The sequence below is a fragment of the Arthrobacter sp. 9E16 genome, assembly GCF_002929435.1.
GTDB lineage: Bacteria > Actinomycetota > Actinomycetes > Actinomycetales > Micrococcaceae > Arthrobacter_B > Arthrobacter_B sunyaminii.
The window spans coordinates 915,201-939,678 of the sequence record NZ_PJIU01000001.1; the positions used below are offsets into that span (position 1 = coordinate 915,201).

General features: G+C 64.5%; 29 protein-coding genes, 1 other RNA gene and 1 riboswitch. Of the genes, 18 read left to right on the top strand and 12 right to left on the bottom strand.

The genetic code is table 11. The annotated features are described in order from the left end of the window. The first annotated feature begins 55 nt into the window (after positions 1-55). Positions 56-430 (top strand): DUF4440 domain-containing protein, encoded by a 375-nt coding sequence (locus tag CXR00_RS04330; RefSeq protein WP_181032468.1) that lies wholly within the window; start codon positions 56-58, stop codon positions 428-430. Between the two features lie 45 nt (positions 431-475). Here the strand turns inward: CXR00_RS04330 and ssrA are convergent. From ssrA to CXR00_RS04345, 3 genes are all read right to left on the bottom strand, one after another. After that, positions 476-845: a transfer-messenger RNA gene (gene ssrA / locus CXR00_RS04335) on the bottom strand. A 111-nt stretch (positions 846-956) separates the two neighbouring features. Beyond that, a complete protein-coding gene (locus CXR00_RS04340) occupies positions 957-1,451 on the bottom strand; it encodes a hypothetical protein (RefSeq protein WP_207377051.1) in 495 nt (164 codons plus the stop codon). A gap of 47 nt (positions 1,452-1,498) precedes the next feature. After that, positions 1,499-1,798 (bottom strand): hypothetical protein, encoded by a 300-nt coding sequence (locus CXR00_RS04345; RefSeq protein WP_104053256.1) that lies wholly within the window; start codon positions 1,796-1,798, stop codon positions 1,499-1,501. Positions 1,799-1,913: 115 nt separating this feature from the next. Between CXR00_RS04345 and CXR00_RS04350 the strand changes: the two genes are divergently transcribed. Next, positions 1,914-2,855, top strand: a complete 942-nt coding sequence (locus tag CXR00_RS04350; protein ID WP_104053257.1) for an SMP-30/gluconolactonase/LRE family protein — start codon at positions 1,914-1,916, stop codon at positions 2,853-2,855. A gap of 24 nt (positions 2,856-2,879) precedes the next feature. Here the strand turns inward: CXR00_RS04350 and CXR00_RS04355 are convergent, their stop codons facing one another. After that, positions 2,880-3,227, bottom strand: coding sequence for an antibiotic biosynthesis monooxygenase (locus CXR00_RS04355; RefSeq protein ID WP_104053258.1), 348 nt, complete (start codon positions 3,225-3,227; stop codon positions 2,880-2,882). Positions 3,228-3,324: 97 nt separating this feature from the next. After that, positions 3,325-3,389: riboswitch (guanidine-III (ykkC-III) riboswitch) on the top strand. Positions 3,390-3,399: 10 nt separating this feature from the next. Here CXR00_RS04355 and CXR00_RS04360 point away from each other — a divergent pair. The 3 genes from CXR00_RS04360 (at position 3,400) to CXR00_RS04370 (ending at position 5,612) form a co-directional block, all read left to right on the top strand. After that, on the top strand, positions 3,400-3,714 hold the full coding sequence (locus tag CXR00_RS04360) for a multidrug efflux SMR transporter (protein WP_104053259.1): 315 nt from the start codon (positions 3,400-3,402) through the stop codon (positions 3,712-3,714). 2 nt (positions 3,715-3,716) lie between these two features. Next, a complete protein-coding gene (locus tag CXR00_RS04365; RefSeq protein ID WP_104053260.1) occupies positions 3,717-4,082 on the top strand; it encodes a multidrug efflux SMR transporter in 366 nt (121 codons plus the stop codon). 66 nt (positions 4,083-4,148) lie between these two features. Beyond that, a complete protein-coding gene (locus CXR00_RS04370; RefSeq protein ID WP_104053261.1) occupies positions 4,149-5,612 on the top strand; it encodes an amino acid permease in 1,464 nt (487 codons plus the stop codon). A gap of 44 nt (positions 5,613-5,656) precedes the next feature. Here the strand turns inward: CXR00_RS04370 and CXR00_RS04375 are convergent, their stop codons facing one another. Further along, positions 5,657-6,853, bottom strand: coding sequence for an MFS transporter (locus CXR00_RS04375; protein WP_258060264.1), 1,197 nt, complete (start codon positions 6,851-6,853; stop codon positions 5,657-5,659). Between the two features lie 170 nt (positions 6,854-7,023). Here CXR00_RS04375 and CXR00_RS04380 point away from each other — a divergent pair, with 170 nt between their 5' ends. From CXR00_RS04380 to CXR00_RS04390, 3 genes are all read left to right on the top strand, one after another. Then, positions 7,024-7,377 (top strand): hypothetical protein, encoded by a 354-nt coding sequence (locus CXR00_RS04380; RefSeq protein ID WP_146068444.1) that lies wholly within the window; start codon positions 7,024-7,026, stop codon positions 7,375-7,377. A gap of 110 nt (positions 7,378-7,487) precedes the next feature. Continuing rightward, on the top strand, positions 7,488-7,784 hold the full coding sequence (locus tag CXR00_RS04385; protein WP_104053263.1) for a hypothetical protein: 297 nt from the start codon (positions 7,488-7,490) through the stop codon (positions 7,782-7,784). A 110-nt stretch (positions 7,785-7,894) separates the two neighbouring features. After that, positions 7,895-8,263 carry a DUF1622 domain-containing protein gene (locus CXR00_RS04390; RefSeq protein WP_104053264.1) on the top strand — a complete coding sequence of 123 codons (369 nt, stop codon included), beginning with the start codon at positions 7,895-7,897 and terminating at the stop codon, positions 8,261-8,263. A gap of 14 nt (positions 8,264-8,277) precedes the next feature. On the opposite strand, the gene CXR00_RS04395 is transcribed toward CXR00_RS04390, so the two are convergent. After that, complete coding sequence (locus tag CXR00_RS04395) at positions 8,278-8,763, bottom strand: hypothetical protein (RefSeq protein ID WP_146068445.1); 486 nt, start codon at positions 8,761-8,763, stop codon at positions 8,278-8,280. 234 nt (positions 8,764-8,997) lie between these two features. On the opposite strand from CXR00_RS04395, the gene CXR00_RS04400 reads away from it, so the two are divergent. After that, positions 8,998-9,279, top strand: a complete 282-nt coding sequence (locus CXR00_RS04400; protein WP_181032469.1) for a PLDc N-terminal domain-containing protein — start codon at positions 8,998-9,000, stop codon at positions 9,277-9,279. Positions 9,280-9,369: 90 nt separating this feature from the next. Here CXR00_RS04400 and CXR00_RS04405 read toward each other — a convergent pair whose 3' ends face one another. Continuing rightward, positions 9,370-11,004, bottom strand: a complete 1,635-nt coding sequence (locus CXR00_RS04405) for an HNH endonuclease signature motif containing protein (protein ID WP_104053267.1) — start codon at positions 11,002-11,004, stop codon at positions 9,370-9,372. Positions 11,005-11,375: 371 nt separating this feature from the next. Here CXR00_RS04405 and CXR00_RS04410 point away from each other — a divergent pair, with 371 nt between their 5' ends. Then, complete coding sequence (locus CXR00_RS04410; protein ID WP_104053268.1) at positions 11,376-12,599, top strand: Nramp family divalent metal transporter; 1,224 nt, start codon at positions 11,376-11,378, stop codon at positions 12,597-12,599. A 64-nt stretch (positions 12,600-12,663) separates the two neighbouring features. On the opposite strand, the gene trxB is transcribed toward CXR00_RS04410, so the two are convergent. Continuing rightward, complete coding sequence (gene trxB, locus CXR00_RS04415; RefSeq protein WP_104053728.1) at positions 12,664-13,641, bottom strand: thioredoxin-disulfide reductase; 978 nt, start codon at positions 13,639-13,641, stop codon at positions 12,664-12,666. Between the two features lie 114 nt (positions 13,642-13,755). Here trxB and CXR00_RS04420 point away from each other — a divergent pair, with 114 nt between their 5' ends. Both CXR00_RS04420 and CXR00_RS04425 read left to right on the top strand, forming a co-directional pair. After that, positions 13,756-14,340 (top strand): GNAT family N-acetyltransferase, encoded by a 585-nt coding sequence (locus tag CXR00_RS04420; protein WP_104053269.1) that lies wholly within the window; start codon positions 13,756-13,758, stop codon positions 14,338-14,340. Then, entirely contained in the window at positions 14,340-14,933 is a 594-nt protein-coding gene (locus CXR00_RS04425; protein WP_104053270.1) for a GNAT family N-acetyltransferase, read from the top strand. The genes CXR00_RS04420 and CXR00_RS04425 overlap by 1 nt, the downstream gene beginning before the upstream one ends. A 1-nt stretch (position 14,934) precedes the next feature. On the opposite strand, the gene CXR00_RS04430 is transcribed toward CXR00_RS04425, so the two are convergent. The 3 genes from CXR00_RS04430 to CXR00_RS04440 form a co-directional block, all read right to left on the bottom strand. Continuing rightward, a complete protein-coding gene (locus CXR00_RS04430; RefSeq protein ID WP_104053271.1) occupies positions 14,935-15,813 on the bottom strand; it encodes an ABC transporter permease in 879 nt (292 codons plus the stop codon). Further along, positions 15,810-16,715: an ABC transporter ATP-binding protein gene (locus CXR00_RS04435; protein WP_258060265.1), complete on the bottom strand. Its 906-nt coding sequence runs from the start codon at positions 16,713-16,715 to the stop codon at positions 15,810-15,812. The genes CXR00_RS04430 and CXR00_RS04435 overlap by 4 nt, the downstream gene beginning before the upstream one ends. A gap of 75 nt (positions 16,716-16,790) precedes the next feature. Beyond that, on the bottom strand, positions 16,791-17,345 hold the full coding sequence (locus CXR00_RS04440) for a GNAT family N-acetyltransferase (protein WP_104053272.1): 555 nt from the start codon (positions 17,343-17,345) through the stop codon (positions 16,791-16,793). Between the two features lie 89 nt (positions 17,346-17,434). Here CXR00_RS04440 and CXR00_RS04445 point away from each other — a divergent pair, with 89 nt between their 5' ends. From CXR00_RS04445 to CXR00_RS04470, 6 genes are all read left to right on the top strand, one after another. Then, positions 17,435-18,118 carry a DUF6308 family protein gene (locus CXR00_RS04445; protein WP_104053273.1) on the top strand — a complete coding sequence of 228 codons (684 nt, stop codon included), beginning with the start codon at positions 17,435-17,437 and terminating at the stop codon, positions 18,116-18,118. Further along, positions 18,115-18,483 carry a hypothetical protein gene (locus CXR00_RS04450; protein WP_104053274.1) on the top strand — a complete coding sequence of 123 codons (369 nt, stop codon included), beginning with the start codon at positions 18,115-18,117 and terminating at the stop codon, positions 18,481-18,483. Before CXR00_RS04445 ends, CXR00_RS04450 begins: the two co-directional genes overlap by 4 nt. A gap of 178 nt (positions 18,484-18,661) precedes the next feature. Continuing rightward, complete coding sequence (locus CXR00_RS04455; protein WP_104053275.1) at positions 18,662-19,678, top strand: hypothetical protein; 1,017 nt, start codon at positions 18,662-18,664, stop codon at positions 19,676-19,678. Then, positions 19,679-21,289: a hypothetical protein gene (locus CXR00_RS04460; protein WP_104053276.1), complete on the top strand. Its 1,611-nt coding sequence runs from the start codon at positions 19,679-19,681 to the stop codon at positions 21,287-21,289. Next, positions 21,286-21,963 (top strand): ABC transporter ATP-binding protein, encoded by a 678-nt coding sequence (locus tag CXR00_RS04465; RefSeq protein WP_104053277.1) that lies wholly within the window; start codon positions 21,286-21,288, stop codon positions 21,961-21,963. The genes CXR00_RS04460 and CXR00_RS04465 overlap by 4 nt, the downstream gene beginning before the upstream one ends. Beyond that, on the top strand, positions 21,960-23,252 hold the full coding sequence (locus CXR00_RS04470) for an ABC transporter permease (protein WP_104053278.1): 1,293 nt from the start codon (positions 21,960-21,962) through the stop codon (positions 23,250-23,252). Before CXR00_RS04465 ends, CXR00_RS04470 begins: the two co-directional genes overlap by 4 nt. Here CXR00_RS04470 and CXR00_RS04475 read toward each other — a convergent pair. Next, positions 23,249-24,394, bottom strand: coding sequence for a glycerol dehydrogenase (locus tag CXR00_RS04475; protein ID WP_104053279.1), 1,146 nt, complete (start codon positions 24,392-24,394; stop codon positions 23,249-23,251). The two genes, CXR00_RS04470 and CXR00_RS04475, sit on opposite strands and share 4 nt — an antisense overlap. Positions 24,395-24,478 lie beyond the last annotated feature (84 nt).

A 24,478-nucleotide genomic window follows, 5' to 3' on the forward strand; every position in this document is an offset into this window, starting at 1 on the left:
AAAAGAACCCACGGTAATAAGGGCCATCTACAACCTGATGCGGCACACTGAACGCATGGGGACACACGGCCAGATCAGAGCCTCGGAGCTGGAGCTTCTGGCGTCCTCCACCCGGAGCAATGGGGCACGTTTGCGCCGCCTGCTGCACCCTGGGTTCCTGGAGATCGGACGCTCGGGGCGGCGGTGGACACGTGAAGAGATGATTGAGTCCCTCGGCGACGAGGAGCAGCGGCCTGCCCCGGAGACGGATGAATGGGAATTCTCGGATCTGGCTCCGCACCTTGTCCTGGTTACCTACCGGATCCAAACCGGGACCACGGAGGATCCCGGGCACCGGCAAAGCCGGCATACCTCCGTATGGGACACCTCGTCCGGGCAGCCGCGTCTCCGCTTCCATCAGGGAACTCCCGTCCTGGGCAGCAGCGAATGAAAACGCGAAAGGCCTGCCCCTGGGGACAGGCCTTTCAATGCCGCTGCGTGGAGATGGGGGGAATCGAACCCCCGTCCGATGTTGTATTGCCAGGGCTTCTCCGGGCGCAGTATGCGTCGGATTTTCTCGGCCCCAGCCATCCTGCAAACAAGTGGCTGATCCGGGCCCAGCCGTCCAAAAGTCCCGAACACCCAGACGGCGGGAGTGTTCAGCAGTGGCCCTCTAAACGACGCCAGGATCCGGAGCGAGAGCGGCTCCGGGCTGACGGACTACTCCGGCTGCTTAGGCAGCGAGAGCGAAGTCAGTGCGCATAGGTTTGGCACTTATTTTTTTGCAGAGAGCGTTTACGAGATAACTCTGCGTTCTCGGCCCGCTTCCCCTGACTCAACAGACATCGTCGAAACCGATCATCCCCGTATTCAGTTGCCAAGCCCTTCCGGGCCGCCGCCTGCTACCGGCGTCCACCATTTATAACGACACGGTACCGCGGATGATTCCCGGGCAGGAACCCTCCGTGGCGCTGCAATCAATGGCTGGTGGTTCCCTGCCGCGATTCCAGGGCAGGCGCAATCCAGGCGTCCGACACCATTCCGGTGACCCACGCGTAGACGACCTTGTGCAGGACGTCGACGGCTCTTTCCTTCGCCGGCCAGGTTGCGGGCGGAGCACCGATACCGGTGGCGTTTTCCAAGGTTTGGTCCGTTGCCAGCCGCACCACGGTGAACCCGGTGTTGGCTTCGGGCCCGCGGATACCGGTCACGGACCAGACACCGCGCAGCGCACCAAGCACGGCACCGGTCCCCCAGTGCATGGCGTGGTTCCAAACCGGCGGCTGCGCATCCGGAGCGGGGTGCCTGCCCAGCAGGCTCAGGAGCGTCCGGGCCGGAACGTAGGAGTTGGGGCGGCTGGTCACTGCTTGTTCGAGTTTCTCGCCTGCGGTCATCGCGGCCACCCCTGCCAGACCTGCGACGGCACCCTGTCCGGCGGCTTTCAAGAGCATGCGTCCACGGGATTCTGCCATGTCTGCCTCCTGGTTAGGTGGGTCGAATCAGGACGGCTCAGGCCGCATTAGCGGCGGCGTCCGAAAATCAGCGAAGCAGCCGCCGTGGCAGCGGTGACCGTATAGACGGAGGGCCAGGCGCCGAGTTTCTTGGCCAGCGGGTGGGACAGCCCGAACGCTGCCACATAACCGGCGGTAAGGGCAGCGGCGGTGCCGGTTCCGGCGTCGCGCTTCCACATCATGAAGGCCGCCGTACCCGCCGCAGCCAGAACCACACCGCCAAGCTGGCGGTTGCCGGTATCCCGGGCGGTCTTGTAGCCGCCGATCAGGCCGGCGCTGGAAACGAGGGAGGTCAGAAGTGCGCTCACAGTGGTTTTTCTCCTCTTGGCTGCTGATTACTGCTCCCAGCCTATCCCTCCGCGGCAGCGGCCGGAGTGTGTCTAGACTGTGAGCAAACTTCCCACAACACCAAAAGGACCGCGCATGCCGACAACGCCGCAGACTCTGCTCGCCCAGGACGCCGCAGTGGAGAAGGTGGCCACCGGAGCACAATGGGCCGAGGGGCCCGTGTGGATTCCTGCCCGTTCCGCCGTGCGCTTCAGCGACATCCCGGGCAACCGGATCCTGGAGTACCGCGAGGCCACCGGCGCTCTGGAGGTTTATGCCGCGGATGCCGAATTTACCAACGGCCGTGCCCTCGACCGCGAGGGCGCCGTGATCCAGTGCTCGCACGGAAGGCGTGCCATTGAGCGCGACACCGGCACCGCGCCCGACGCTGTTCCCTCCGTTTCCACGCTTGTGGACTCCTGGAACGGCCGGCGGCTGAACTCACCCAACGACGTCGTTGTGAAGTCCGACGGCACCATCTGGTTTTCCGACCCCTCCTACGGCATCCAGAAGGAGGAAGAGGGGCATCCGGGACAGGAAGAGTACGGCGACCGCTGGGTGTTCCGCTTCGATCCGGCCAGCGGTGAGCTGACACCGGCGGTCATCGACGTTGAGGTCCCCAACGGGCTGGCCTTCTCACCGGATGAATCCATCCTCTACGTCTCCGATACCTCGCTGGGCACCCCCGCCATGGACGGCGGGCCGCGGCTGCACGGTCACGCGATCCACGCGTACGACGTCGTCTCCGGCCGGTTTGCGCGAAACGGCCGGATTTTTGTGGAGGTTGGTCCGGGAGTTCCCGACGGTTTCCGCGTGGACGTGCACGGGAATCTCTGGTCCTCCTCGAAGGAGGGCGTGCAGGTCTTTTCGCCCGAGGGTGAACGCATCCTGCAGATAGCTGTTCCGGAAACCGTCAGCAATGTCTGCTTTGGCGGCGACGACGGCCGCACCCTGTACATGACCGCGTCATCGAGCCTGTACCGGATCCGGACCACCGTCACCGATGCCGCTGCTGCACTGCGGACCTCCGAGGCTTAACGCCGGAAGGTCCGCAGGGAGTGCCTAGTTTGCCGTTCCTTCGCTTCCTCCGGCGGGGCGGTAGCTCCACAGCTCGGCGCTGACTCCCACCGGCCGGGCCCGGCGGGAATCTGACGAGGTGCCGCCGTCGGCCGTTTCCTGCCCGTGTCCATGGGCAAAATCCTTCGATGACACCCAGTCCTGGAAAGACTTCTCATCCCGCCAGCGGGTAACCACCAGCCAGGTGGTGCGCTCATCGGTCGGCTGCAGGAGTTCAAACCCTTCAAACCCCTCCTGCCCGTCCACGGCGCCGGCGCGTGCGGCGAACCGCCGGGCCAGCTCGTCTCCGGAGTCGGCGGGAACAGTTATGGCGTTGATTTTGACGATGCTCATGGCCCATTATCCCCACATCCGGCGGCGAACACCCCCGGTGCGGGAGTATCCGGGAGGGCTGTCCGGTTTGGCGCTGCCGCGTTTGCTACCCTAAGTAGCCAAGACCGGATCCCGGTCTCCGGACGACGGTTCAGTACCCGGACAGCGACAAGACTGGCCAAAGGATTTAGTCATGGCATGGGTCATCCTTGTTCTCTCCGGCATGCTGGAGGCCGTCTGGGCCACCGCACTGGGCAAATCGCAAAACTTCCGCCGGGTGTGGCCTACGGTGATCTTCGCCGCCGGCCTCCTGCTCAGCATGGCCGGACTCGCGGCGGCCATGCAGTCCATTCCCGTGGGCACCGCGTATGCGGTCTGGGTGGGAATCGGCGCAGTGCTGACGGCTGCCTACGCGATGGCCTTTGGCGGCGAGAAAGCCACCGCACTGAAGGTCCTGCTGCTGCTGGGCGTCGTCGGCTGTGTTATCGGCCTGAAGGTGGTGGGCTAAACATGCCGTGGATTGTCCTGCTCCTGAGCGCCGTCCTTGAAGCCGTGTGGGCCACCGCCCTGGATGCTTCAGCCGGGTTCACCCTCCTGGTCCCCTCCATCATCTTCCTTGCCGCATGCGTGGCCTCCATGGTGGGTCTGGCTTACGCCATGAACTCCATTCCCGTCTCCACGGCGTATGCCGTATGGACCGGGCTGGGCGCCGTCCTGACAGTCGCGTATGCCATGGTGTTCGGCAACGAACAGCCCGGACTGCTGAAGATCCTTTTCCTGGCCGGAATCATTGGCTGTGTGGTCGGCCTGAAGTTTGTGGAGTCTGCTCCCCGGGACAAGAGCCCAGACACTGTTCCCAGGGACCCGGCGGGTTGATACTGCTCTGAGCGCCGGGAATGCTCCGGCGCACCGCGGTACCGGCAACGATGATCGGAGCCTTCCATGTCCACAGCGGAAAACGCGTCTTCCTCCCTTTTCCGGCGCAAGCCAATCGACGAGGTCGAAGACGAAAAGAGCGGCAGCAAACTCTTCAAAAGCCTGGGGCTGTGGCAGCTCACGGCTATCGGCGTCGGCGGCATCATTGGCATCGGCATCTTCACCCTTGCGGGTTTGGTTGCCAACGGCGGGCCTGACGCGCCCGGCGTCGGTCCAGGCGTGCTGATCTCGTTCCTTGTCGCGGGGCTGGCAAGTGCTGCAGCAGCACTGTCCTACGCTGAATTTGCCGGAATGGTCCCGCGAGCCGGTTCCGCCTATACGTATGGATATGTGGCTCTGGGCGAGATCATTGGCTGGTTTATCGGCTGGGACCTGCTTCTGGAATACACGGCCATTGTGGCCGTGGTTGCCATTGGCATCTCGGGCTATTTCACCGAGTTCATGAGCGGAATCGGCATTGACGTTCCGGCCTGGATGCAGGGCACCGGCGACACCGTTGAGGGCGGGGTCGTGAACGTGCCGGCCCTGGTGGTCTGCCTGTTCATTACCTGGATCCTCAGCCGGGGCACCAAGACCTTCGGGCGCTTCGAGCTGGTGGCGGTCGGCCTGAAAGTGCTGTTGATTCTCTTCATTGTGGGGCTGGGATTCTTCTTCGTGAATACGGCCAACTACACACCGTTCCTGCCCAACGGTTTCGGTGCTGTCTTCACCGGTGCGGCTACGGTGTTCTTCGCGGTGTTTGGATATGACGCGATGAGCACGGCCGCTGAAGAAGCTACCGACGGCAAAAAACACATGCCAAAGGCCATCCTGCTTTCGCTGGCCGTGGCCATGGTCCTGTACGTCCTGGCAACGCTGGTCCTGACCGGCATGCAGAATTACACCGAGATCAGCCCGACCGCCGGATTTGCCTCCGCCTTCCAGGCCGTGGGGCTTCCGGTCATTGCCACCGTTATCTCCGCCTTCGCCGTGCTGTCCATCCTCACCGTGATGCTCACCTTCCTGCTCGGCGTCACCCGGGTTTGGTTCTCCATGAGCCGCGACGGACTGCTTCCGGGCTGGTTCTCGGGAACGGACCGGCACGGTACACCGCAGCGGGTCACTTGGATTGCCGGAATTGCCTCGGCACTGCTGGCCGGAGTGTTTCCGATCCGTGCCGTGGCGGATCTGACGAATATCGGCATTCTGGCGGCATTTGTGGTGGTTTCGGTGGCTGTGATTGTGCTCCGCCGGCGGCAGCCGGACGCTCCGCGGGAGTTCCGGCTGCCGCTGATGCCTTGGATTCCGGCCTTCGGCGTGCTGTCCTCAGGCTTCCTGATGCTGCAGCTGCACTGGGAGACCTGGCTGCGTTTTGCCATCTGGCTCGTGATCGGCGTTGTCATCTACTGGTTCTACGGCCGCCGCCACTCGCTTTTGAATCCGAACAGTCCGCGTCTGGCCAAGCCCCCGCCGGCGCCGGAAACCGCCTGAGGCGCAGAGTCGACGGCATATTTTCAGCTCTCCGCAACGGCACTTCACCTCTCCACGACGGCTGAGCTACGTGCGGTCATCGAGCGAAGGACCAGGCCCAGAACCACGCACAGAAGGTAGCCGGCCGCCACAAACAACCAGCCCGCGAGGAATCCTCCCGAATACTGCAGCAGCAGTCCCATGGCCAGCGGACCCGAGGCGAATCCAACGTACATTCCCAGCGAGACCACACCGGATGCCGCCCCTACCCGGCCCGGTTCCACCTCCCGCATTGCTCCTGCCATCACCACCACATTCACCCCGAGCACCGTGGCCCCGTGGAGGGCCACTCCGGTCCACAGAAGTACGGGCATCCCTGTTTGCCCGGCGGCCAGCAGAAGCGCCGTCCCTCCGATGGCTCCCAGCGCCAAGATGAGCAGCAGCGACGCCACCGCGGTTCCGCCGGCAATCCGCCGGCCCCACAGCACCCGGGCCGCTACGCCAACCACTCCGGCAACCGCGGCGGCCGCTCCGGCCATCAGCAGTGAAAAGTCCAGCTCGCGCTGCGCAAACATCGGCAGGTAAACGTTGGTGGCCTGCATGCCGGCGCCCGAAAACAGGGCAAACCCGGCCAGCAGCCAGACCGTGGGCGGGAACCGGTCGCGCGGGCCGGAAGCCGCACCCGTCCTTGGCAGCGCCGGCGGTGCAGCAGGCAGCTTGTTCCACGAATACATCAGGAGCACCGCCATGACGACGGCGGCTCCGGCGGCGGCGCCGCGCCAGCCGACCAGCAGCGCCGCAGCGGGGAAGAAGAGGCTGGAAAACAGCTGGCTCGCCTGCACACCGGACTGCTTGATCCCCAACCAGCCGGGACGCCGGACAGGGTCCACCTGGTGCGCAATCACCCTGTTGGTCGTGGGATTGGAAATCGCCTGTGCCGGTCCCGCCAAACCTACGGCAATCAAAAGCCACAAATAGCTTCCGGACACAGCCATCAGCGTGAGTGCGAGAGCCGTGCCTCCGAAAATAAGGATGAGCTGGGCACGTCCGGAAATCCTGTCGCTAAGCCTGCCCAGGGACACGGAAGACAACGCCGCGCTGAGGAAACAAACCGTGGCCAGCAGTCCAAACTGCGCCTCGCTGATGCCCAGGTCGCCGATGATGAGCGTGCTCGTGGCGCTGATGCCGTAATTCATGACGGGCCCGGCACCCATTGCACACACCAGCACAAACAAAAGTCCGGGACCCGCTTTGTTGTTCACTTTCTGCCCTTCTCGCAACGACACAGTACATTCTGGCTCACCGGTGAACAACGCACTGACAAATAGCGGCTATCATCTGCTTAGGGCCGGTATAACCAGGCCTATTAGCTGGGGGAGTAGAAATGGGCGGGGAGTCTCAAACAGTGCCTTCTGTGCGGAAAAAATCCGCCATGCTTTTTCGTCGCGGGCGAACCATGGTCGTGCTGGTGGCCGTCTTTTGGCTGTGGCTGCTGCTGGGTAGCGCGAACTTCATAGCCGGCCTCTTTGATACCCCCTTTTACGCGATGCTGGCCCTTTACGGGCTGGGCGTGGTGACCCTCATTTCCCTGGGTGTGGCTGGAATGGCCATTTTCTACATGGTTGTCAACAAGCCTGCGCGTACAGAACTCCCCGCTGGCAGCTCCGCCCGTCCCGGTTTCTCGGAGCTTGCACCCGTTATTCGTCTCGTTCCGCGCAGGGTTGCCGACCACAGTGCAGCCCTGACCAACAAAGCCGCTGCCAAGTGGCGGGATCTGGCTTCCTGACTTCCGGTTGTTAGAACTCCCGGCGTTCCGTCAGGTCCCCGCCCCGGCCACCTGACGGAACCGGATCGAGCGGCACATCAAATGTCAGTGCCGCACGACAGTCTTGTGCCATGACAGTCACCCACGCCCCCTACCGCCGCGAGCCGTACGTCCGTTTCCAGACGACGTCGTCGATCATAGACGGCAAGGCTTGCGCCTGGACCCGCGTCTCGGTGCTCCTGCACTGGATTGACGACCTCGGGCGCGCCCACAATCGCTGGGTGCCGGCTGAAAACGTCCGCCGCGTCGCCCGGGATGATTCATCGTGGCAGGACCCCTATGACGACTGGGCCTTCTACTATCCCGGCGCTGCCGCAGGTTCTTCTCCGGAGCGTTCTTCCCGGGAACTTCTGCCGACGGCCGCCTGAAGCCCTTCCGGACCCCTTCCCTTGACATGGGCCGGAGCCCACCCGCTTATGGAGGTACGGGCGGTTCGGCCCACGGGAGCAACCATTGGAGCCGGTGAGTGGAGCAGAGCATGGAATTCAAGGGCATCATTGAAGCCGCCGGCGAGCTTGTGGACCTGGCCGGGGTAGCCGTCATCATTGTTGGTGCCGTCCTCGCTACGGTGTCCGTGGTGCGCACCCTTCTGCGCCGTACGGGCCGCCCTGTCTATGAGGCGTACCGGCAGCAGCTGGGCCGGTCCATTCTGCTGGGCCTGGAGCTGCTGGTTGCAGCGGACATCATCCGGACCGTGGCTGTAACTCCCACGTTTGAATCGCTCGGGGTGTTGGCTCTCATCGTCCTGATACGGACCTTCCTTAGCTACACCCTGCAACTGGAAGTCACCGGACGGCTGCCCTGGCAGCAGGCCCGCCCGGCCGAAGCGGCACCTCCGCCGAAGTGACCGGCCGACCCGGCTTAGGCTCGGCGACTGTCCCTCACCGACACAACGAGCAGAGCCGCGGTCAGCCCCAGGGTCAGTATGCCCACCGGGTTGGCCAGTGCGGCGGAGAAGCCTGCCGCTTCCGCTCCGACCAGCGCGGACATTACTGAACCGTCGCGCCCTGGTTCTCCGCCGACGTCGGGCACCAGGAAACCAAAGGCCCCGCCTGCCAGCCACAGCCCCAGCAGAAGAAAAGACGTGCGCAATGGTGCCCCGAAACGCGGCCGCCGGGCGGCAGCCACTGTGATGCGCGCTGCCGACAACAACATCAGGATGGCCATCAGCGGCCCAACAGTTGCCGCAAAGATCACTACCAGGTTCCCCTGGATGCCAAACAGCATCCGTCCTGCTGTGATCCACAAAGGAACCAGCAGAGCCATCGGGAGGCTTAACGCCGCCGCAGCAGCAGAAAAAACGGCTGCGGGACGGACCATGGACCGTGCCGGGGATGTGGTGCTCATGGTTTAAGGCTAGGCGAGATTCACGGCTAAACATGTTTCCCGCCAGGCGCACGGGCAGCTCCCGGACGTACTACTTGGGGACGGTACGGATCGCCCGCATGTCATCACAGGGGATGAGGTTATTTGTCCTGCCGGAACCCTATTCTGGAATGGCGTCCACCCCCAAATAAACGGCGCGACCCCGTTCATTGTTTGTTCTGACTCCGTTCATGATGAAAGAGCATGGTTTTCGTTATGCCTATCGAATACCTGATGTGGGCTCCTCTGGTGGTGCTGTCATTGGTTCTGTACCTCACTTTGGCTGCCGCAGCGCTCTACAGTCTGGCCGGTTCTCCGTGGGTTTCCAGCTCGGCACGTCGCGGGTGGATGCTTGCTGTTGTGCTGCTTCCGGTGGTGGGGTCGGTGCTGTGGTTGGCCGCTTCCCACCGGCGGACTGCGGCCTTTCCCACCGACGGCGGCGATAAGCCCTCAACGTTGGAGGGGCCAGAAATTCTCTTGGAAGTCCGCGATCCCTAGGACTGCTCAAGCGCCGCGAAGACACGGCGGGTCATGAGATCGGATCATGAGAATGGCCGACAGCAGGGCGGCGGATCGTCCGAACTATCGTCAAAAGGGTGGCGGATCGTCGCCGTAGTCTTCCGGAGGTTCACCCGCAGGGGCCCAGCCCGACATCCGCCTTACAGCAGGTTTCGTGGCTTCCCCCCTGGGTCCCGCACTTGGTCCCGCGCTTGGTCCCGCGCTTGGTCCCGCGCTTGGTCCTGCGCTTGGTCCTGCGGCCAGGGTGAGGTGCGGATCGGTCCGGTAGGTTCGACCGCCCGGTGACGTCCACTCAATAATTCCGGGACTGTGTTGTTGTGCTTTCCAAAAACCCCGCGACTTGAACATGTGATGCCGCCGGCACAAGTGCTCCAGGTTGTCGTGATCGGTGGTCCCGCCGTGGGACCACGGTCTGGTGTGGTCTATCTCGGCGATGACGGCGTTGGTCCGGCATCCCGGGAACCGGCAGGTTCCGTCCCGTGCCCGCAGCCAGCGTTGCAGCCCGGCCGGGACTTTCCGCCGCCGCCCGACCCGCAGAATTTCCTCAGTGTCCGGGTTTCGTTCCACAGGTGTCCAGTGGGCTGCCTGCCGGGCAAGTCGGCGGGCAGTTTCGGGGCTGATCGGCCCGTATCCGTGCAGTTCGGCAGGCTGTTCGTCGGCACCGAAGAGGGTTTCGGCGGTGATCAGGACCAGGATCTCGGTGCGGGCCCGGGCACGTATCCGGGCCTGGTTGTCCTTGTTACCGCTGTCCCGCTCGTCCCGGCCATTGCTGTCCCGGTCACCGGCCCCCACGCTGTCTCGGCCACCGATATCCCGTCCTACGGCTTCCCTGGCATCCTCTTCACCGTCGAGCAGGTCAGCCAGAATGTCTGCCCGCAACTGATCCACTCCCCGCGGATCTCCGGCCCCCTGCTCACCGCGCGCCGCCGTGGTCAGCTGCGTATAAACCAGCTGAGCCCGGGCTGCGGGCAATAACGCCGACAGCCACGACATCCCGTCCTCCTCCGGCACCAAACACACCCGCCGGCGTTCAAAAGCACTCTGGTGCCGGACCGGGACGGTCTCCGGATACCGGCCCTCGCGCAGCCTTCTGGCCTTCACCCGGAACTGGGACGACGTCTGCCCCGCACCAGCGGCCTCCAGCAAGGCAGTTTCGAAGGCGGCCAGGTCGGGTTCGGGGACGTTCTGGGATTGGTCCAGCACCGTCTGCACATGCCCGTAACCCAGGCTCCCGTCCTCCAGCCGGGCCAGCGTTGCGGTATGGGTGGTGCATAACCGTCCCGCCTCACTCATCAGCATCTTCGCGGTGTTCGTCGGCAGGTGCAGGATGGCTGCGGCTTCCTCCGCCGCCAGACTGAAGGTCAGGGCCGGATCCTCCCGGCCAACATCTTCAAGCAGATCATCACGGAAGAGGATTTCCATCCGGTGCAGCACCTTGGCCTGCTGGGCCTGCGCCCACCGCACCAAAGCATCCAACCGGGACAACACCGCTGAGGACTCGTCCTGGGTCAGGGACTCCGCACCCTGCAGGACCAACGAACCGGTAAGCCCGTCCCGGTAGGACGGATCCAGGTGAGTGGTTCTGGGATCCCTCGGGGCACTATCCGGCTCAGCGTTGTAAATCGACAGGCTCGGGCCGGCAGCCTGCCCGGCACCGGATGCTTCACCAGTGCCACCGCGTCGAAAAGATCCGTTCTGATCCATGGCTTCAGGCTTTCACCTGCCACCGACATTTCCGTCCCGAAAACAGCCCCAAAAACCCCAAAACAGACCACTTTGGGACGTCCCAAATACTCGACTTTTTTCTATAACTACTTGCCAGAGGAGGGGCTGCCTACGCCGCGCCGGCACACACCGTCAAAGCGACCTACATCGGTTCCCCCATCCGCCGTCCGACCCACCGTGGACGAGCCACCCTCCCACCCCACCGGAAAAGTTCGCCATCCCCGCTACGCCATCTTCGGGCCACCGAACTTTTGTGTTACGTTGCTGTCATGAGCCGCAAGACTGCCCTCCTGAGGCCTGCCAGGCCGGCAACAGGCGCACCTTCCCCTGTGTCCGCTACCCCCACCGAAATGCCCGCTGTTCCCAAACGCCTGATCTGGATGCTGGGACCCGCGCTGGTTGCGGGAGTCGCCTATCTGGATCCGGGAAACGTGGCCAGCAACATGACGGCGGGTGCCCGGTTCGGCTACCTGCTGGTGTGGGTTGTGGTTGCCGCGAACATCATGGCCTGGCTCATCCAGTACCTCTCCGCAAAACTTGGACTGGTCACCGGCAAGTCCCTGCCCGAACTGCTGGGAGAACGCCTGGGCCGCAAAACCGGACGCCGCCTCTACTGGCTCCAGGCGGAGCTCGTAGCCATGGCCACCGATGTGGCCGAGGTGATCGGCGGCGCCGTGGCCTTGTGGCTGCTGTTCGACCTGCCGCTGCTCCTCGGCGGCGTCATTACCGGGGTCATATCCATGGCTGTTCTGGGCCTTCAGGGCAGCGGACGTCACCGCACGTTTGAGTACGTGATCGTGTCCATGATGGCGATTATCGCCGTCGGCTTCACGGCCGGAATCGTGATTTCCCCGCCCGACGGGGGCGCCGTTGCTGACGGCCTCATCCCCCGCTTCGAGGGAAGCGAATCCGTGCTGCTCGCAGCATCCATTCTTGGCGCCACGGTCATGCCGCACGCCATTTACGCGCATTCGGCACTCACCCGGGACCGGTTCCCGGACCGCACGGCTTTCCTAACGACCCCGAGGCTGATCCGCGCCACCCGCTGGGATGTCACCATTGCTCTGGCTGTCGCCGGAACCGTGAACCTGGCGATCCTGCTCCTGGCAGCGAGCTCCCTCCAGGGCGTCGCAGGAACCGACACCTTGGAAGGTGCGCACGCGGCAATCGCTGCGTCCCTTGGCGGCGCCGTCGCCACCCTTTTTGCCGTCGGCCTGCTGGCCTCAGGCCTGGCATCCACCTCCGTAGGCGCCTACGCCGGCGCCGAAATCATGCAAGGGCTGCTGAAGGTCCGCATGCCGATGCTGCTGCGCCGCCTGATCACGCTGATTCCCGCTCTGCTGATCCTGGCGGCCGGCGTCGACCCCACTTGGGCGCTCATCCTCAGTCAGGTCATCCTGTCCTTCGGCATTCCGTTTGCCCTGATTCCGCTGGTGTGGCTAACCTCGCGCCGGGATCTAATGGGTGTGCACACCAACCGCTGGTGGACCACCGCGCTGGGAGTGGTGGTGGCCATTCTGCTGGTGGGGCTGAACATTACGCTGCTCGTGCTGACCTTCACCGGCGCGGCTTAGCGCCGGAAAGGTCCACCACCACAGCACGACGACGACGGGAACCTCCGTGTCACCGGTCCCCTGCTCAGTCGTTTAGCGTCCCCTCCACCAGCGCGGTGGCAATGCTGTCAGCATCCTGCACCGCGGCCAGATAGCGTTCGGCGTCCAGAGCCGCGGCGCACCCGGTGCCGGCGGCGGTGATGGCCTGACGGTAGCGGTGGTCCACGGCATCGCCGCACGCAAAAACACCGTCGGCGGAGGTAGCCGTGGTGGGTGCCGCCACCGTTATGTAACCCTCCGCGTCAAGGTCCACCTGCCCATACAGCAGTTCGGTGCGCGGCACATGCCCGATGGCGACAAACACCCCGGTAGCCGCCAACTCGCGCCGTTCTCCCGTGACCGTGTCGGTAAGGGTCACCCCCGTCACCTTGTCCTGGCCGTGCACCGCGGTCACTTCGCTGTTCCACTCAAAGCGGATCTTTTCGTGGCTCTTGGCCCGCATGGCCATGATGCGTGAGGCCCGCAGCTCGCCGCGCCGCACAATCACTGTGACGGTCCGTCCGAACCGGCTCAGGAACAGAGCCTCCTCCATGGCGGAATCACCGCCGCCCACCACCAGCACGTCCTGGTTCCGGAAAAAGAAACCGTCACAGGTGGCACACCATGAGATGCCGCGGCCATTGAGCCGCTTCTCCTCCGGCAAACCCAGTTCCTTGTACGCGGATCCCGTGGCCAGGATGACGCTGCGTGCCTTGTATTTGTCGCCGCCGCCGGTCTCCACCCGCTTAATGTGCCCGCCCAAATCGACCGACACGACGTCGTCGTACTGCACCACGGCACCGAACTTTTCCGCCTGCCGGCGCAGGCTGTCCATCAGGTCCGGGCCCTGAATACCGTCCGGAAAGCCGGGAAAGTTTTCCACCTCGGTGGTGTTCATCAGGGCTCCGCCCGCGGTCACCGATCCGGCAAGGACACGCGGTTTCAGCCCAGCCCGGGCCGCATAGATGGCCGCTGTATAGCCGGACGGACCGGAGCCGATGATGATGACCTGATCGGTATTCATGAGGTAGTCCTTGGCGTGCGGTCTGGTGGGGAACAGCAAGGGCACTGATCCCAGTGTGACCGCCCCGGCTCCGGCCGGAAAGAAGTTCCGTGCCGGCGCCGCCATAATGGAGCGATGCCCTCTCCTTCACCGACTCCCGCCCGGCAGCATCCCTCTTCCCGGCGGCCTGCCGTACACCTGGCGCAGTTGCCCGTGGCTGCCATTGACGCGCTGGCAGCAGGAGACTTGGACACCGCCAACCGGCACTCCCCCGTTCCCCTCACCCGGCATTTTTCCTCCGACCGGCAGTCGCTGTGGAAAATGCGCAGCGCCCAGCTTGCGGCAGCGCCCGACGACGCCGGCTGGATCACCGGGGCCATCGTCGACACGGAGTCGGGGCAGGCTGTGGGCTGCGCAGGTTTTCACGGACCGCCGGATTCGGACGGCATGGTGGAACTGGGCTATTCCGTGGATCCAATGTTCCGCCGCCGCGGCTACGCCCGCGCCGCACTGGAACTGCTGCTGGCCCGGGCCGCCCGCGAGCCGGACGTCCGCACTGTGCGCGCCACTATCAGCCCGGATAACGAAGCATCCCACAACCTGGTGCTGCAGTACGGGTTCGAGGAAAACGGTTCCCAGTGGGATAAGGAAGACGGGCTGGAGATCATTTTCGAAGTGGCAGCGGGAAACCAATCCGGACACCCCAGTAGGCTGATCTGATGCTTCCCGAAAACCTCTTTGCCAACCAGGCCACCTTAACCACCGCCCGGCTCCGGCTGGAACCGCTCGGGCCGGAACATTTTGAAGGCGCCTGGGCCAGCCTGCAGGATCCGGAAGCACGGCGCCTGACCGGAACCCACTCAGAATTCACCCCCGAACAGATTCAGGCATGGCTGGCCGGGCTCGCCGGACAGCATGACCGCGGGGACTGGGCCGTCATCCGGCGCTCCGACGAACAGCACCCGGAGGAACGGTACTTGGGCGAAGTGGTCCTCAATGACCTCGATGCCGACAACGGGTCGGTCGGATTCCGGATTGCCCTGGCACCGGCGGACGTGCGGGGACAGGGGTACGGGACCGAGGCGACGGCCGCCGTCGTCGGGCACGCGTTTGATGACCTGGGCCTGCACCGGGTGGCGCTGGAGGTTTTTGCGTTCAATCCCCGGGCCCAGCGCGCCTATGAGAAGGCCGGGTTCACAGTGGAGGGCCGCCAGCGCGAGGCTCTGCTCTGGGACGGTGAGCGGGTGGATGCGATCAGCATGGGTATCCTCGCACGTGATCCGCGGCCCGCCCTGCCGGTCCCAACAGCCTAAGTCAGCCGATGCGGCGCCGGATCTGCACGGCAGCCAGCAGGGTGAACACCACCGTCATGGCGGCGAGGACGAATACCACGTAGGCGTTGGTGACCGTCCAGTCCCCCACCGACGCAGTGATCCCAAAGAGTTCCTGCAGCTCAATCACTGCCTCCGGCTGGTCCAATGCCAGGACCTGAAGGGAGTCGGCCGTCATCTCCTGGCGGAGGGGCACCGCAGCCTGCATGAACGGCAGAGCGTTAACCACGGTGCGCACACCCTCAGGCAAGGCACCCACCGGAATGTAGGCGCCGGCCAGGAAACCAAGAATCGTGCCCACAATGGTGGACAGGGCTGAGTACGCCCCGGAAGTGCGGACGAAAGAGACCGCAAAGGCGCTCAGCGCCGCAAACGCCACGCAGCTCAGCGCCAGGAAGCCGTAGACCGTGGCGATCTGACCGGCGTCGAAACTGATCCCGTCCACCAGGTACAGGTAGGCCAGGCTGATGATCAGCACCACCGTTGTCATGATCAGCGCCACGACGCCGGCGGAGAGCAAATAGCCAAGAATCAACTGTTCGCGGCGGATGGGGGACACGAGAAAATCCCGGAAACGGCCCGACGACGAGTCCTCCACAAACACATTCATGGCGCCCAGGCCGGTGGTGATGGAGGTAATGCCGACAATCCCGGCGAACATCCAGGTGTCCACGAAGCCCTTGACCTCGTCCCTCGTGGCGGCAGGGAAAGAACTCTGCAGGCTGTCGATCTGGGTGCTGCCCAGAAACAAGGTGTACAGCAGGAACAGGATCAGTGCCGAAAGCAGCGAGAAGAACACGCCCATCCGGTCCCGGAAGAACAGCCGCAGGTTGCGCTGCATCAGGTTTCCGATGATGTTCATGCGCCCTCCCCCTCGTGTCCGGTCAGCGCCAGAAAAACGTCATCCATGGTTCCGTGCCGGAATTCGAAGTCCGCCACGGAGTCCCCGTGTTCCGCCAAAATGCGGCGGGCCGTGTCGGCGGTGTCGACGACGAGCCGCACCACCCCGCCGTCGTCCTCGTCGCGGATGCCGGCGCCTGCAGCGGTTGCCAGCGCCAGCAGCGCCGGACGGTTGTCCGTGGTGATGCTCAGGACGGAGTTGCTGTGCCGGGCGCGCAGCTGGGCGGGCGTGCCGTCGGCGATGATCCGGCCGCGTTCAATAATGCACACGCGGTCCGCTTCCTCGGTTTCCTCCATGTAGTGCGTGGTGAGGAAGACGGTGAGTCCGTGCCGGTCCCGCAGCTCGCGGATGGTGGACCAGACCATGGCGCGGCTGGCCGGATCAAGTCCGGCGGTCGGTTCGTCCAGGAAGAGGATCGACGGCGAATGCAGCAGTGCGCGGGCAATGTCCACCCGGCGCCGCTGTCCGCCGGAATAGGTGCCGTAGCGGCGGTCGACAAATTCGTCGATCCCGATCATGGCGCTCAGCTCCTGGATCCGGGCATCGTTGGCCGCGGTGTCGGCCGAATAGAATTTGGCCCTCGTCCGCAGGTTTTCCCGGCCGGTGAGCAGAGGATCCAGCAACGAGTCCTGGAAGACGACGCCGATGTCCTTACGGACTTCGCCGGCCTCGCTGCGTACGTCGTGCCCGCTGACGGTGGCTTCACCGGCATTGAAGGGAATGACGGTGGTGAGGCAGGAAATAGTGGTGGATTTACCGGCGCCGTTGACTCCGAGAAAGGCGAAGACGGTGCCGGGGTGAACCTCAAAGGAGAGGTCGTCAACAGCTGTGGTGGCACCGTATTTCTTTGTCAGCCCACGCACGGATATAGCGGTGTCTCCGCTGATTGCCACAATTCCCCCGGATTCTCCGGCAGCCGCAGCCGGTTTGGGGAAAGTCTAGCGGTAGGTTTGGTGCAGATCGTCCCATTCGAAGAGCGTGGTTTCGTTGTTTTCCCAGTCCTGCCGCAGGATGGCGTAGGCAACCGAAGCCACCCGCGTACCGTCCGCTGTGGGCCAGCCGAGGCGGTAATGGGCCTCCTTGAGAAAGCCTGCCCGGACGAAAGTCTTGCGCATGGCAACGTTGTCCTCCCGCGTCTGGCCTTCAAACCGCACCGGATCGGAAAACTTTTCAAACACCAGTGAGCACAGGGCCTTCAGGACCTGCGGCCCCAGTCCCCGGCCGCGGAAGTCCTCCGCCAGCCGCAGGTCGAACATGGGGGTGTCCTCCTCCAGGTCATCAAGCACCACCATTCCGACAGTTTTGGCATCAGCGACGATCCAGTAGCCCACCGATTCCTCAGACCAGAACCTGCCGCTGTCCACCGCTTCCCGTGCCGACTCCGCCGTATGTTGTGCCGTCATATGGAAAGGAAAACTGTTTGACGTCAGGAATTGCACAATTGCTTCCGCCTCAGACTCCGATTCGGCCATCAGGCGAAAGTTAATAACCATGGTGGGAGCCTATCCGACACCAGTAGGGTGTTGGTCATTAGGTGTCCACCAGCATTCCCACCCATTCCAAACCAGACTTGGGGATATTCATGAGACGAGTTGTTTCGACCGGGGAAATCACCGTTGAGTCGGCTGCACGGAATCTGCAGGACTATTTCACCGAACTCATGCCCCGGACCGGCAGGGTCCGCAGCAGTTCGCGGTTTGATTCCTGGGCCGGCGGCGGCGATGCCCCGGATGTGGTGAACCGGTTCACGGCCGACGACGTCGTGGCCGCCTCCTTCCGCTCGGTGAAGATCCCGGCGCGGACAGCCGTTGCCCTGCTGGAAACCCGGGCCGGGGACATCTTCGACCTGCTGGCTTCCATCCCGGCCGACGTCGATTTGCCCGACGCGGACGCGGTGCAGGATTTGGGCGCCGGCAGCCCGGCGCGCCAGCTGTGGAACCTCCTGCGCGGCAGGCACGACGACGACGGCGGCTGGGGCGTGGGCCCGAGCACCGCCAGCAAACTCCTTGCCCGCAAGCGGCCCCGGCTGATTCCGGTGTACGACTCCATCATCCGCCGGGTGACGGCGGTGCCCGGGCCCAAGGACCAGTGGGAGTACTGGCACGCCTCCTTTGCGGACGGGGTTCTTGCCGAACGGCTGACGGAGATCCGCGCCAAGTCGGGGATCACTGAGCCCATTTCCGGCCTTCGGGTGCTGGACATTGTGCTGTCCATGCACGGCAAGCGGCAGGGGTTCCTGCCGCAGGAGGAGGATCTGGAGTCTTGAGCGCCCGCCCGTCTCCACCGTCCGGCGCTGGCGGAACCACCGTCCGCCCGGGTCCGGCCAGCCCGTGGCTGGGCACGCCTCCGGGCATCATTGCCCTCACGGCACTGGTTCTGTCCATTGTCCTTATACCGCTGTTCTTTCCGCTGGCCGGGCTCGCCCTGGTGCTCGCGGTCGTGGCTTTGGTTCGGCGGCGGCCGCAGCCACGCAGCGCCTGGGTCGTTGCCATCACCAGCGGCGTGCTGCTCGTCGTCGTGCTGGCCATCGGCATTCTGGCGTCGGTTTTCCTCTTTACAACGGGATCCGGCGGCACCGGCGATCCACAGCCGGCTACAACCTCGGTGTCCGTTCCAGCCGGGGAACCCTAACCGAAGGAAAGGGCGGCCGAACCGTCGCCGCGCACCGGAATTTCTCCCCATTTAATGCCGTCTGCAGATGAGATGAAAACGTTACTGGCCTCGAGCATATTTCCGGGCCGGTTGTGAGGCATTCTTTGAGTACGTGAGCCCGCAGGTTCACCGCCCGCACTCCTAAAAGAGGATATCCGTGCACCATTCTCCGCGCGCTGCTGCGCTTCTTGCCGCTTTGTGTTTCTCCATCGTCCTCGGCGGGTGTGGTTCGTCCGGTGAAGCTGAAGAAACTCCTGCCGCCAAAGATTCCCCTTTGGCTGAATTCATGTCCTCCGCCTATGAGAGCGGGATGAGCGTGGAGGAGCAGGAGAAGGAATACGCCGAACGTGAGCGCAAGCGGGAAGACCTCGTGGCCCAGTGCATGACGGAGGAGGGTTTCGAGTACACGCCGAATGTCCAGGACGTGTCATTTTCCATGGGAACGGACACGGAATGGAATCCTGATTCCCGGGAATGGGTGTCCCAATACGGCTATGGAATGATCAATTTCCCCGGCCGGGATGACGAGCCCGTGGCCAGCGAACAGGAATACGTCGATCCGAACGCGGATTATGTCTCCAGTTTGTCAGAATCTGAGCAAACCGCCTTTTATGAGGCGCTCCACGGCCCCACTCCCGACGAAGAGGACATGCCCGCCGAGGGGGAAATGACGGAATGGGACTGGACCACCGCGGGCTGTTACGGATGGTCGGAGAATGAAATAAACGGCGACGACGTCAACACCTCCGAGAAGCACCAGCCGCTGATTGATTCCATGAATACCCTCTACGAGGACATGATGAGTTCCCCGGAACTCACCGAGGCCGATGCCGAGTGGTCCTCCTGCATGGCCGACGCCGGACACCCAGGGTTCACGGCTCAGATGGATGCGCAGAACAGCATCAATGAAAAGATGAACTCCGCCTACAACGGGGTGAGTGCCAGCACCAGCGCCACCGCCGAGGCTGTTGACCCCGGCGCAATGGTCGAACCGGACATGGACGAGCTGGCCGAGGAAGAAATTACCCTCGCCCTCGCTGACCTGGACTGCCGGGAGAAGACAAACTACAAGGACACCATGGAGAGCGTGCAGTTCGAGCTCGAGCAGCAGTTCATTGATGACCACAAGGCCGAGCTGGAAGCTTTCCGCGCGGACATCGAGCAGGGCAACTGAGTGGCGGGGCTTGGACGCAATGGTGCCGACCGGCCGGCGGACCAGGCATCTGGCCTGGGTCTGCTCCTGGAAGAGGCTCCGGACCGGGCCCAGGAGCAGGACGTTCCCGCACGGTCATCAGCATGGGCAGGTATCATCACCGTTTTCCAACGTAACCGAACTCTCTGGATTGTGGCTGCTGCCGCCGTTCTGAGCCTGGTTGCCGGCCTGCTGCTGGGGCGGTTTCTGGTCTCGCCGGCTGACGCAGCAGGTGCGGCCGAGCCTCCGGTGCCGGGGCTGGTGACCGTTCCCGTGCAGTACGGCCAGCTCAGCAATGACGTAACCATCCGCGGAGAGGTGGCCTACGCGGACCCGGTGGAAGTGCGCATCGACACCACATCAATAGCCGGCCCCGCCGTGGTCACGGGCCAGGTGCCGGAAGTTGGAGCGGAACTGAAGCCCCTATCGATAGCCCTGGAGGTTGCCGGCCGGCCCGTCATGGTCCTGCCCGGCGAACTGCCTGCCTACCGGACCCTTTCCCTCGGCGCATCGGGCCCCGACGTGGTCCAGTTCAAGACGGCGGTTCGGACGGTGGGAATCGACGCCGGCGATCCGTCCGACCCGGTGTTCGGCGCAGACGCAGCCAACGCCGTCGCAACCCTTTACGCCGCGGCCGGGTATTCGCTTCCGGAGTCGGAGGAGGGAAGCGCCGAATCCGTCCGCGCAGCGCAGGAATCTGTACGGATGGCGGAGCAGGGTTTGTCCTCAGCCCAGAACGAGCTGGCCATGACGCCGGTGGGTGCAACACCCGTGGAGATCCGGGAGGCCGACAATGCCGTAGCCGCCGCACAGCGAGAGCTGGCCGCCGCGCAGCAGGCCACACCCCGGGATGCGCTGCAGATCGGCAACCTGGTGGATGCCCTTGAACTGGCTGAACTGCGCCGGCAGCAAATCGGCGCCGACCGAACCGACGCTCCACAGCGGGCAGCAGTTGACGCCGCTGCGGTGCAGCTCGCGCAGGCCCAGGAGGACCTGGTCCTCGCCGAGCAGGCTGCGCTGCCGTCACTGCCTGCCTCAGAGGTGCTGTACCTGGCCGATCTGCCCCGCCGCGTCGACACCGTCACTACCGCCCGGGGTTCCATCCTGGAGGGATCCTCCATGACAGTTTCCGGCGCAACGCTGGGACTGTCCGGTTCCGCAGCGGAAGCTGATGCCCGCCTCCTCAAGGCCGGGGACAAAGCGTCCTTTGACCTGCCGGACGGCACCGCGCACGGGGCCAACATCACGTCCGTTGCAGCCGGAGAAGGCGACTCCGCGCGATGGACCGTTCAGCTGCAGCCGGACCCCCTGACGCCGGAGCAGATCCAGGAACTCCAGGGAACCAACGTTCGCGTGTCGATCGCCGTCGGCGCCACCGACGGCGATGTTTTGTCCGTTCCCTACGCGGCCCTCACCGCCGGGCCCGGGGGCGAAACACGCGTGGAAGTGGTGGAAGGAGATCCCCGTGAGGGCGAACGGACGGCCACCCGGCTGGTGGTGGTCCGCAGCGGTTTGGCAACTCCCGGTGCCGTGGAAGTCATCCCGGTGGAAGGGGAACTGGCCGAAGGGGACCTTGTTGTGGTGGGCAAGTGAGTGTCCCCCTCCTCGAACTGCGTGATGTCACAAGGTCCTTCCCGGGTCCACCCGAAGTGCAGGCACTGAAGGGCATCAACCTCACTGTGCGCCAGGGCGACTACGTGTCGATTGTGGGTCCCAGCGGATCGGGCAAATCCACCATGCTCAACATCCTCGGCCTGTTGGACCGGCCCAGTGTGGGCGAGTACCGCTTTGACGGCCATCTGACCGGAGTTCTGGACGAGGACACGCGCGCTGCAGTCCGCGCCCAGCGCATCGGGTTTGTTTTCCAGGCCTTTCACCTCATGCCGCGGCGGTCGGTCCTGGAGAACGTGATGATGCCCATGCTCTACAGCGGAACCCCGCGCATCGAGCGCGCTGACCGCGCCCGGGAGGCGCTCCGGCGCGTTGGCCTCGGCCACCGCATCGATTTCCTGCCCGGCACCCTCTCCGGAGGCGAGCGCCAGCGCGTGGCCGTGGCACGCGCCGTCGTCACCCGCCCCAGCGTGCTTCTGGCCGATGAGCCCACCGGCAACCTCGACGGCGGCACCACGCAGGATGTCATGACGCTGTTCGAGGAACTGGTGACCGACGGGCTGGCCCTGGTCATCATCACGCACGACCAGGGCGTGGCCCGGCGTGCACCCCAGTGCGTCCGGATTGCCGACGGAAGGGTGGTCACGCCCGTATGAAGCTCGCCCGCGTCACACGAAACCGTCCCCCTGCCGACCCGCAGGCGGCAGGACTCCTTTCCCCCGTTCCTTCCGCAGACCGCTTCAGTTTTATCGACCTGCTGATCGAAGCCACCTCCGACCTCGGGACACGGCCGGGCCGGCTCCTGATGACCCTTGCTGGAACCATCCTGGGCATCGGAGCCCTGGTCGCCACCCTGGGCTTCGCCCAGACCACCGCCGGACAACTGGCCAAACAGTTCGACGCCTTCGCCGCCACCCAGGTCATCGCGTCTCCCGCCACGGCCCAGAACTCCGACGGCAACAGCGTTGCCACCGCTTCCCTCCCCTGGGACGCAGTGGAACGCATGGAACGCCTCGCAGGGATCGAACAGGCAGCATTAATCACCGAAGTGAAACTCCGTGAAGGCACCGTCACCGCCGTTCCCGTCAATGATCCTTCCGCACCCCTCACCTCACCGCCGCGGGTTTTTGCCGCCTCCCCCGGACTCATCGACACGCTGGAGGGCACCGTCCTGCACGGCAGGCTCTTCGACGCCGGACACGACCAGCGGCATGACCGCGTGGCTGTGTTGGGCAACCGGCTCGCAGACCGTCTTGGCATCACCCGGGTGGATTCCCAACCGTCCATCTTCATCGACGGCCTGCCGTACGCCGTCGTCGGTGTTTTCGGCGACGTCCAGCAGCGCTCCGAGCTGCTGGAGAGTGTTGTCATCTCCACCGGCGCGGCCCGTTCAGACTTTGGCCTTGGTGCGCCGGGAGAGGTGCAGGCGCGCATTGTTGTTGGCGCCGGCCCCCAGGTGGCGGACCAGGCTGCCCTCTCCCTCTCCCCCGATGAGCCCGAGCGCATCGACGTCGCAGCCCCGCAGGGACGCTCCCAGCTCGCGGGCAATGTCCAAGCGGACGTCAACCTCATTTTTGTGGTCCTGTCCGTGGTGGTGCTTCTGGCCGGAGGCGTTGGAATTGCGAACGTGACGATGCTTTCCGTCATGGAACGCACCGGAGAGATCGGTCTGCGCCGTGCCATCGGTGCCACCCGGCGCCAAATTGCCGCGCAGTTCGTCGCGGAGTCAGTCATTATCGGACTCCTGGGCGGGATCCTCGGCGCGGCCGCGGGAGTTTTCACCGTCATCGGAATCTCCCTGTCCCAGCAGTGGACGCCCGTCCTCAACCCGCTTCTCGCCTGCGGCGGGGCGCTCCTGGGAGCACTCGTCGGGCTGGTCGCCGGCGGATTTCCGGCCCGCAAGGCCACGCGCATTGAACCCGTCGTGGCCCTGCGGGGAGCCTAGTGCGCTTTGTACGGCACCGGTTCCGGCAGCCCCGCTTCACGGCGTACCCGGCGTGAGAACCGTTCGATGGATTTCAGTGCGGCTTTGACGTCGGCTGGACCAACATCGAACGGCATGGACTTCATGGTCTCAGCGGGAACAGTGGAAGCCTCCGCCACCAGATCCAGTTCACGGGCGTCGTCCACGGACAAACCCACCTCGGTAAGGGTGTTCGGCAGGCCGACGCGCGTTGTGAACTCCACAAAATCCCGGATCTCAGCGGTGGGAGCGCCCTCCAGCACCAACTGCGTCAGTGAGCCGATGTTCACCTTCTGTCCGTGGGCGAGGCCATGCGTCTGGGGTGCAGCGGTTAGGCCGTTGTGGATGGCATGGGCTGCAGCCAGTCCGCCGGACTCGAACCCCAGTCCGGACAGCAGGGTATTGGCCTCGATAACCTTTTCCAGCGCCGGCGTGACGAGGTTGTCCCGGGCGGCATCCAGGGCGGGAAGCGCGAACTCCCACAGCACGTCCCAGCTCAGCCGCGCCAGCGCGGTGCCGGTCTCAGTGGGCAGGCCGCCGGCCATGGTCAGCGAAAAAGACGCAGCCGTGGCGCGTGCTTCCAGCCAGGTGGCCAGCGCGTCGCCCACCCCGTAGGCAAGGAACGACGCCGGAGCGTTGGCCACAATCTGCGAGTCCACCAGCACCAGATCCGGGTTCCGGGTGAAGAACCGGTACTCCTCGAAGGCTCCGTCTGCGGTGTAAACGACGGCGAGCGCCGACGTCGGCGCATCAGTGGAAGCGACGGTGGGCACCGATGCCCAGCGGATGCCGGCTGCGTCGCCGGCGGCCTTGCACGCGTCGATGGTGCTGCCGCCGCCCACTCCCACCACCACGTCAGCGCCCGCGGCGCGGATGGCACCGGTCAGCCGGTCAATTTCAACGGCCGTGGGTGTTCCATTGAAGACTTCCCGGGTGAGTGGCAGTTGGGCAACCTGCAGGGACGTGCCGATGTCATGGCCGACAAAGCCCCAGACGACGTCGTCGGCCACCAGCAGCGGTGTCTTGCCGACCTGGCTAAGGAACTCTCCGAGCCGGTGGATGGCGCCGGCGCCCTGCACGTAGCGGCCGGGACTGATGACGGTACGAATTGGTGCCTGCTTCATCGTGAGCTCCTGAGGCGGTTCCGACGGCGGCCGACTGGCTGCCGCTGTCAGCCTAGGGGGCGGCCGAAACGGCAGCTAGGGGCA

Bases quoted from the DNA above. Each gene is read 5' to 3' on its own strand.
- CXR00_RS04330 (WP_181032468.1), top strand. From the start codon at position 56: ATGGGGACACACGGCCAGATCAGAGCCTCGGAGCTGGAGCTTCTGGCG.
- CXR00_RS04340 (WP_207377051.1), bottom strand. From the start codon at position 1,451: ATGGCAGAATCCCGTGGACGCATGCTCTTGAAAGCCGCCGGACAGGGT.
- CXR00_RS04350 (WP_104053257.1), top strand. From the start codon at position 1,914: ATGCCGACAACGCCGCAGACTCTGCTCGCCCAGGACGCCGCAGTGGAG.
- CXR00_RS04355 (WP_104053258.1), bottom strand. From the start codon at position 3,227: ATGAGCATCGTCAAAATCAACGCCATAACTGTTCCCGCCGACTCCGGA.
- CXR00_RS04360 (WP_104053259.1), top strand. From the start codon at position 3,400: ATGGCATGGGTCATCCTTGTTCTCTCCGGCATGCTGGAGGCCGTCTGG.
- CXR00_RS04365 (WP_104053260.1), top strand. From the start codon at position 3,717: ATGCCGTGGATTGTCCTGCTCCTGAGCGCCGTCCTTGAAGCCGTGTGG.
- CXR00_RS04370 (WP_104053261.1), top strand. From the start codon at position 4,149: ATGTCCACAGCGGAAAACGCGTCTTCCTCCCTTTTCCGGCGCAAGCCA.
- CXR00_RS04380 (WP_146068444.1), top strand. From the start codon at position 7,024: ATGCTTTTTCGTCGCGGGCGAACCATGGTCGTGCTGGTGGCCGTCTTT.
- CXR00_RS04385 (WP_104053263.1), top strand. From the start codon at position 7,488: ATGACAGTCACCCACGCCCCCTACCGCCGCGAGCCGTACGTCCGTTTC.
- CXR00_RS04390 (WP_104053264.1), top strand. From the start codon at position 7,895: ATGGAATTCAAGGGCATCATTGAAGCCGCCGGCGAGCTTGTGGACCTG.
- CXR00_RS04395 (WP_146068445.1), bottom strand. From the start codon at position 8,763: ATGAGCACCACATCCCCGGCACGGTCCATGGTCCGTCCCGCAGCCGTT.
- CXR00_RS04400 (WP_181032469.1), top strand. From the start codon at position 8,998: ATGCCTATCGAATACCTGATGTGGGCTCCTCTGGTGGTGCTGTCATTG.
- CXR00_RS04405 (WP_104053267.1), bottom strand. From the start codon at position 11,004: ATGGATCAGAACGGATCTTTTCGACGCGGTGGCACTGGTGAAGCATCC.
- CXR00_RS04410 (WP_104053268.1), top strand. From the start codon at position 11,376: ATGCCCGCTGTTCCCAAACGCCTGATCTGGATGCTGGGACCCGCGCTG.
- trxB (WP_104053728.1), bottom strand. From the start codon at position 13,641: ATGAATACCGATCAGGTCATCATCATCGGCTCCGGTCCGTCCGGCTAT.
- CXR00_RS04420 (WP_104053269.1), top strand. From the start codon at position 13,756: ATGCCCTCTCCTTCACCGACTCCCGCCCGGCAGCATCCCTCTTCCCGG.
- CXR00_RS04425 (WP_104053270.1), top strand. From the start codon at position 14,340: ATGCTTCCCGAAAACCTCTTTGCCAACCAGGCCACCTTAACCACCGCC.
- CXR00_RS04430 (WP_104053271.1), bottom strand. From the start codon at position 15,813: ATGAACATCATCGGAAACCTGATGCAGCGCAACCTGCGGCTGTTCTTC.
- CXR00_RS04440 (WP_104053272.1), bottom strand. From the start codon at position 17,345: ATGGTTATTAACTTTCGCCTGATGGCCGAATCGGAGTCTGAGGCGGAA.
- CXR00_RS04445 (WP_104053273.1), top strand. From the start codon at position 17,435: ATGAGACGAGTTGTTTCGACCGGGGAAATCACCGTTGAGTCGGCTGCA.
- CXR00_RS04470 (WP_104053278.1), top strand. From the start codon at position 21,960: ATGAAGCTCGCCCGCGTCACACGAAACCGTCCCCCTGCCGACCCGCAG.
- CXR00_RS04475 (WP_104053279.1), bottom strand. From the start codon at position 24,394: ATGAAGCAGGCACCAATTCGTACCGTCATCAGTCCCGGCCGCTACGTG.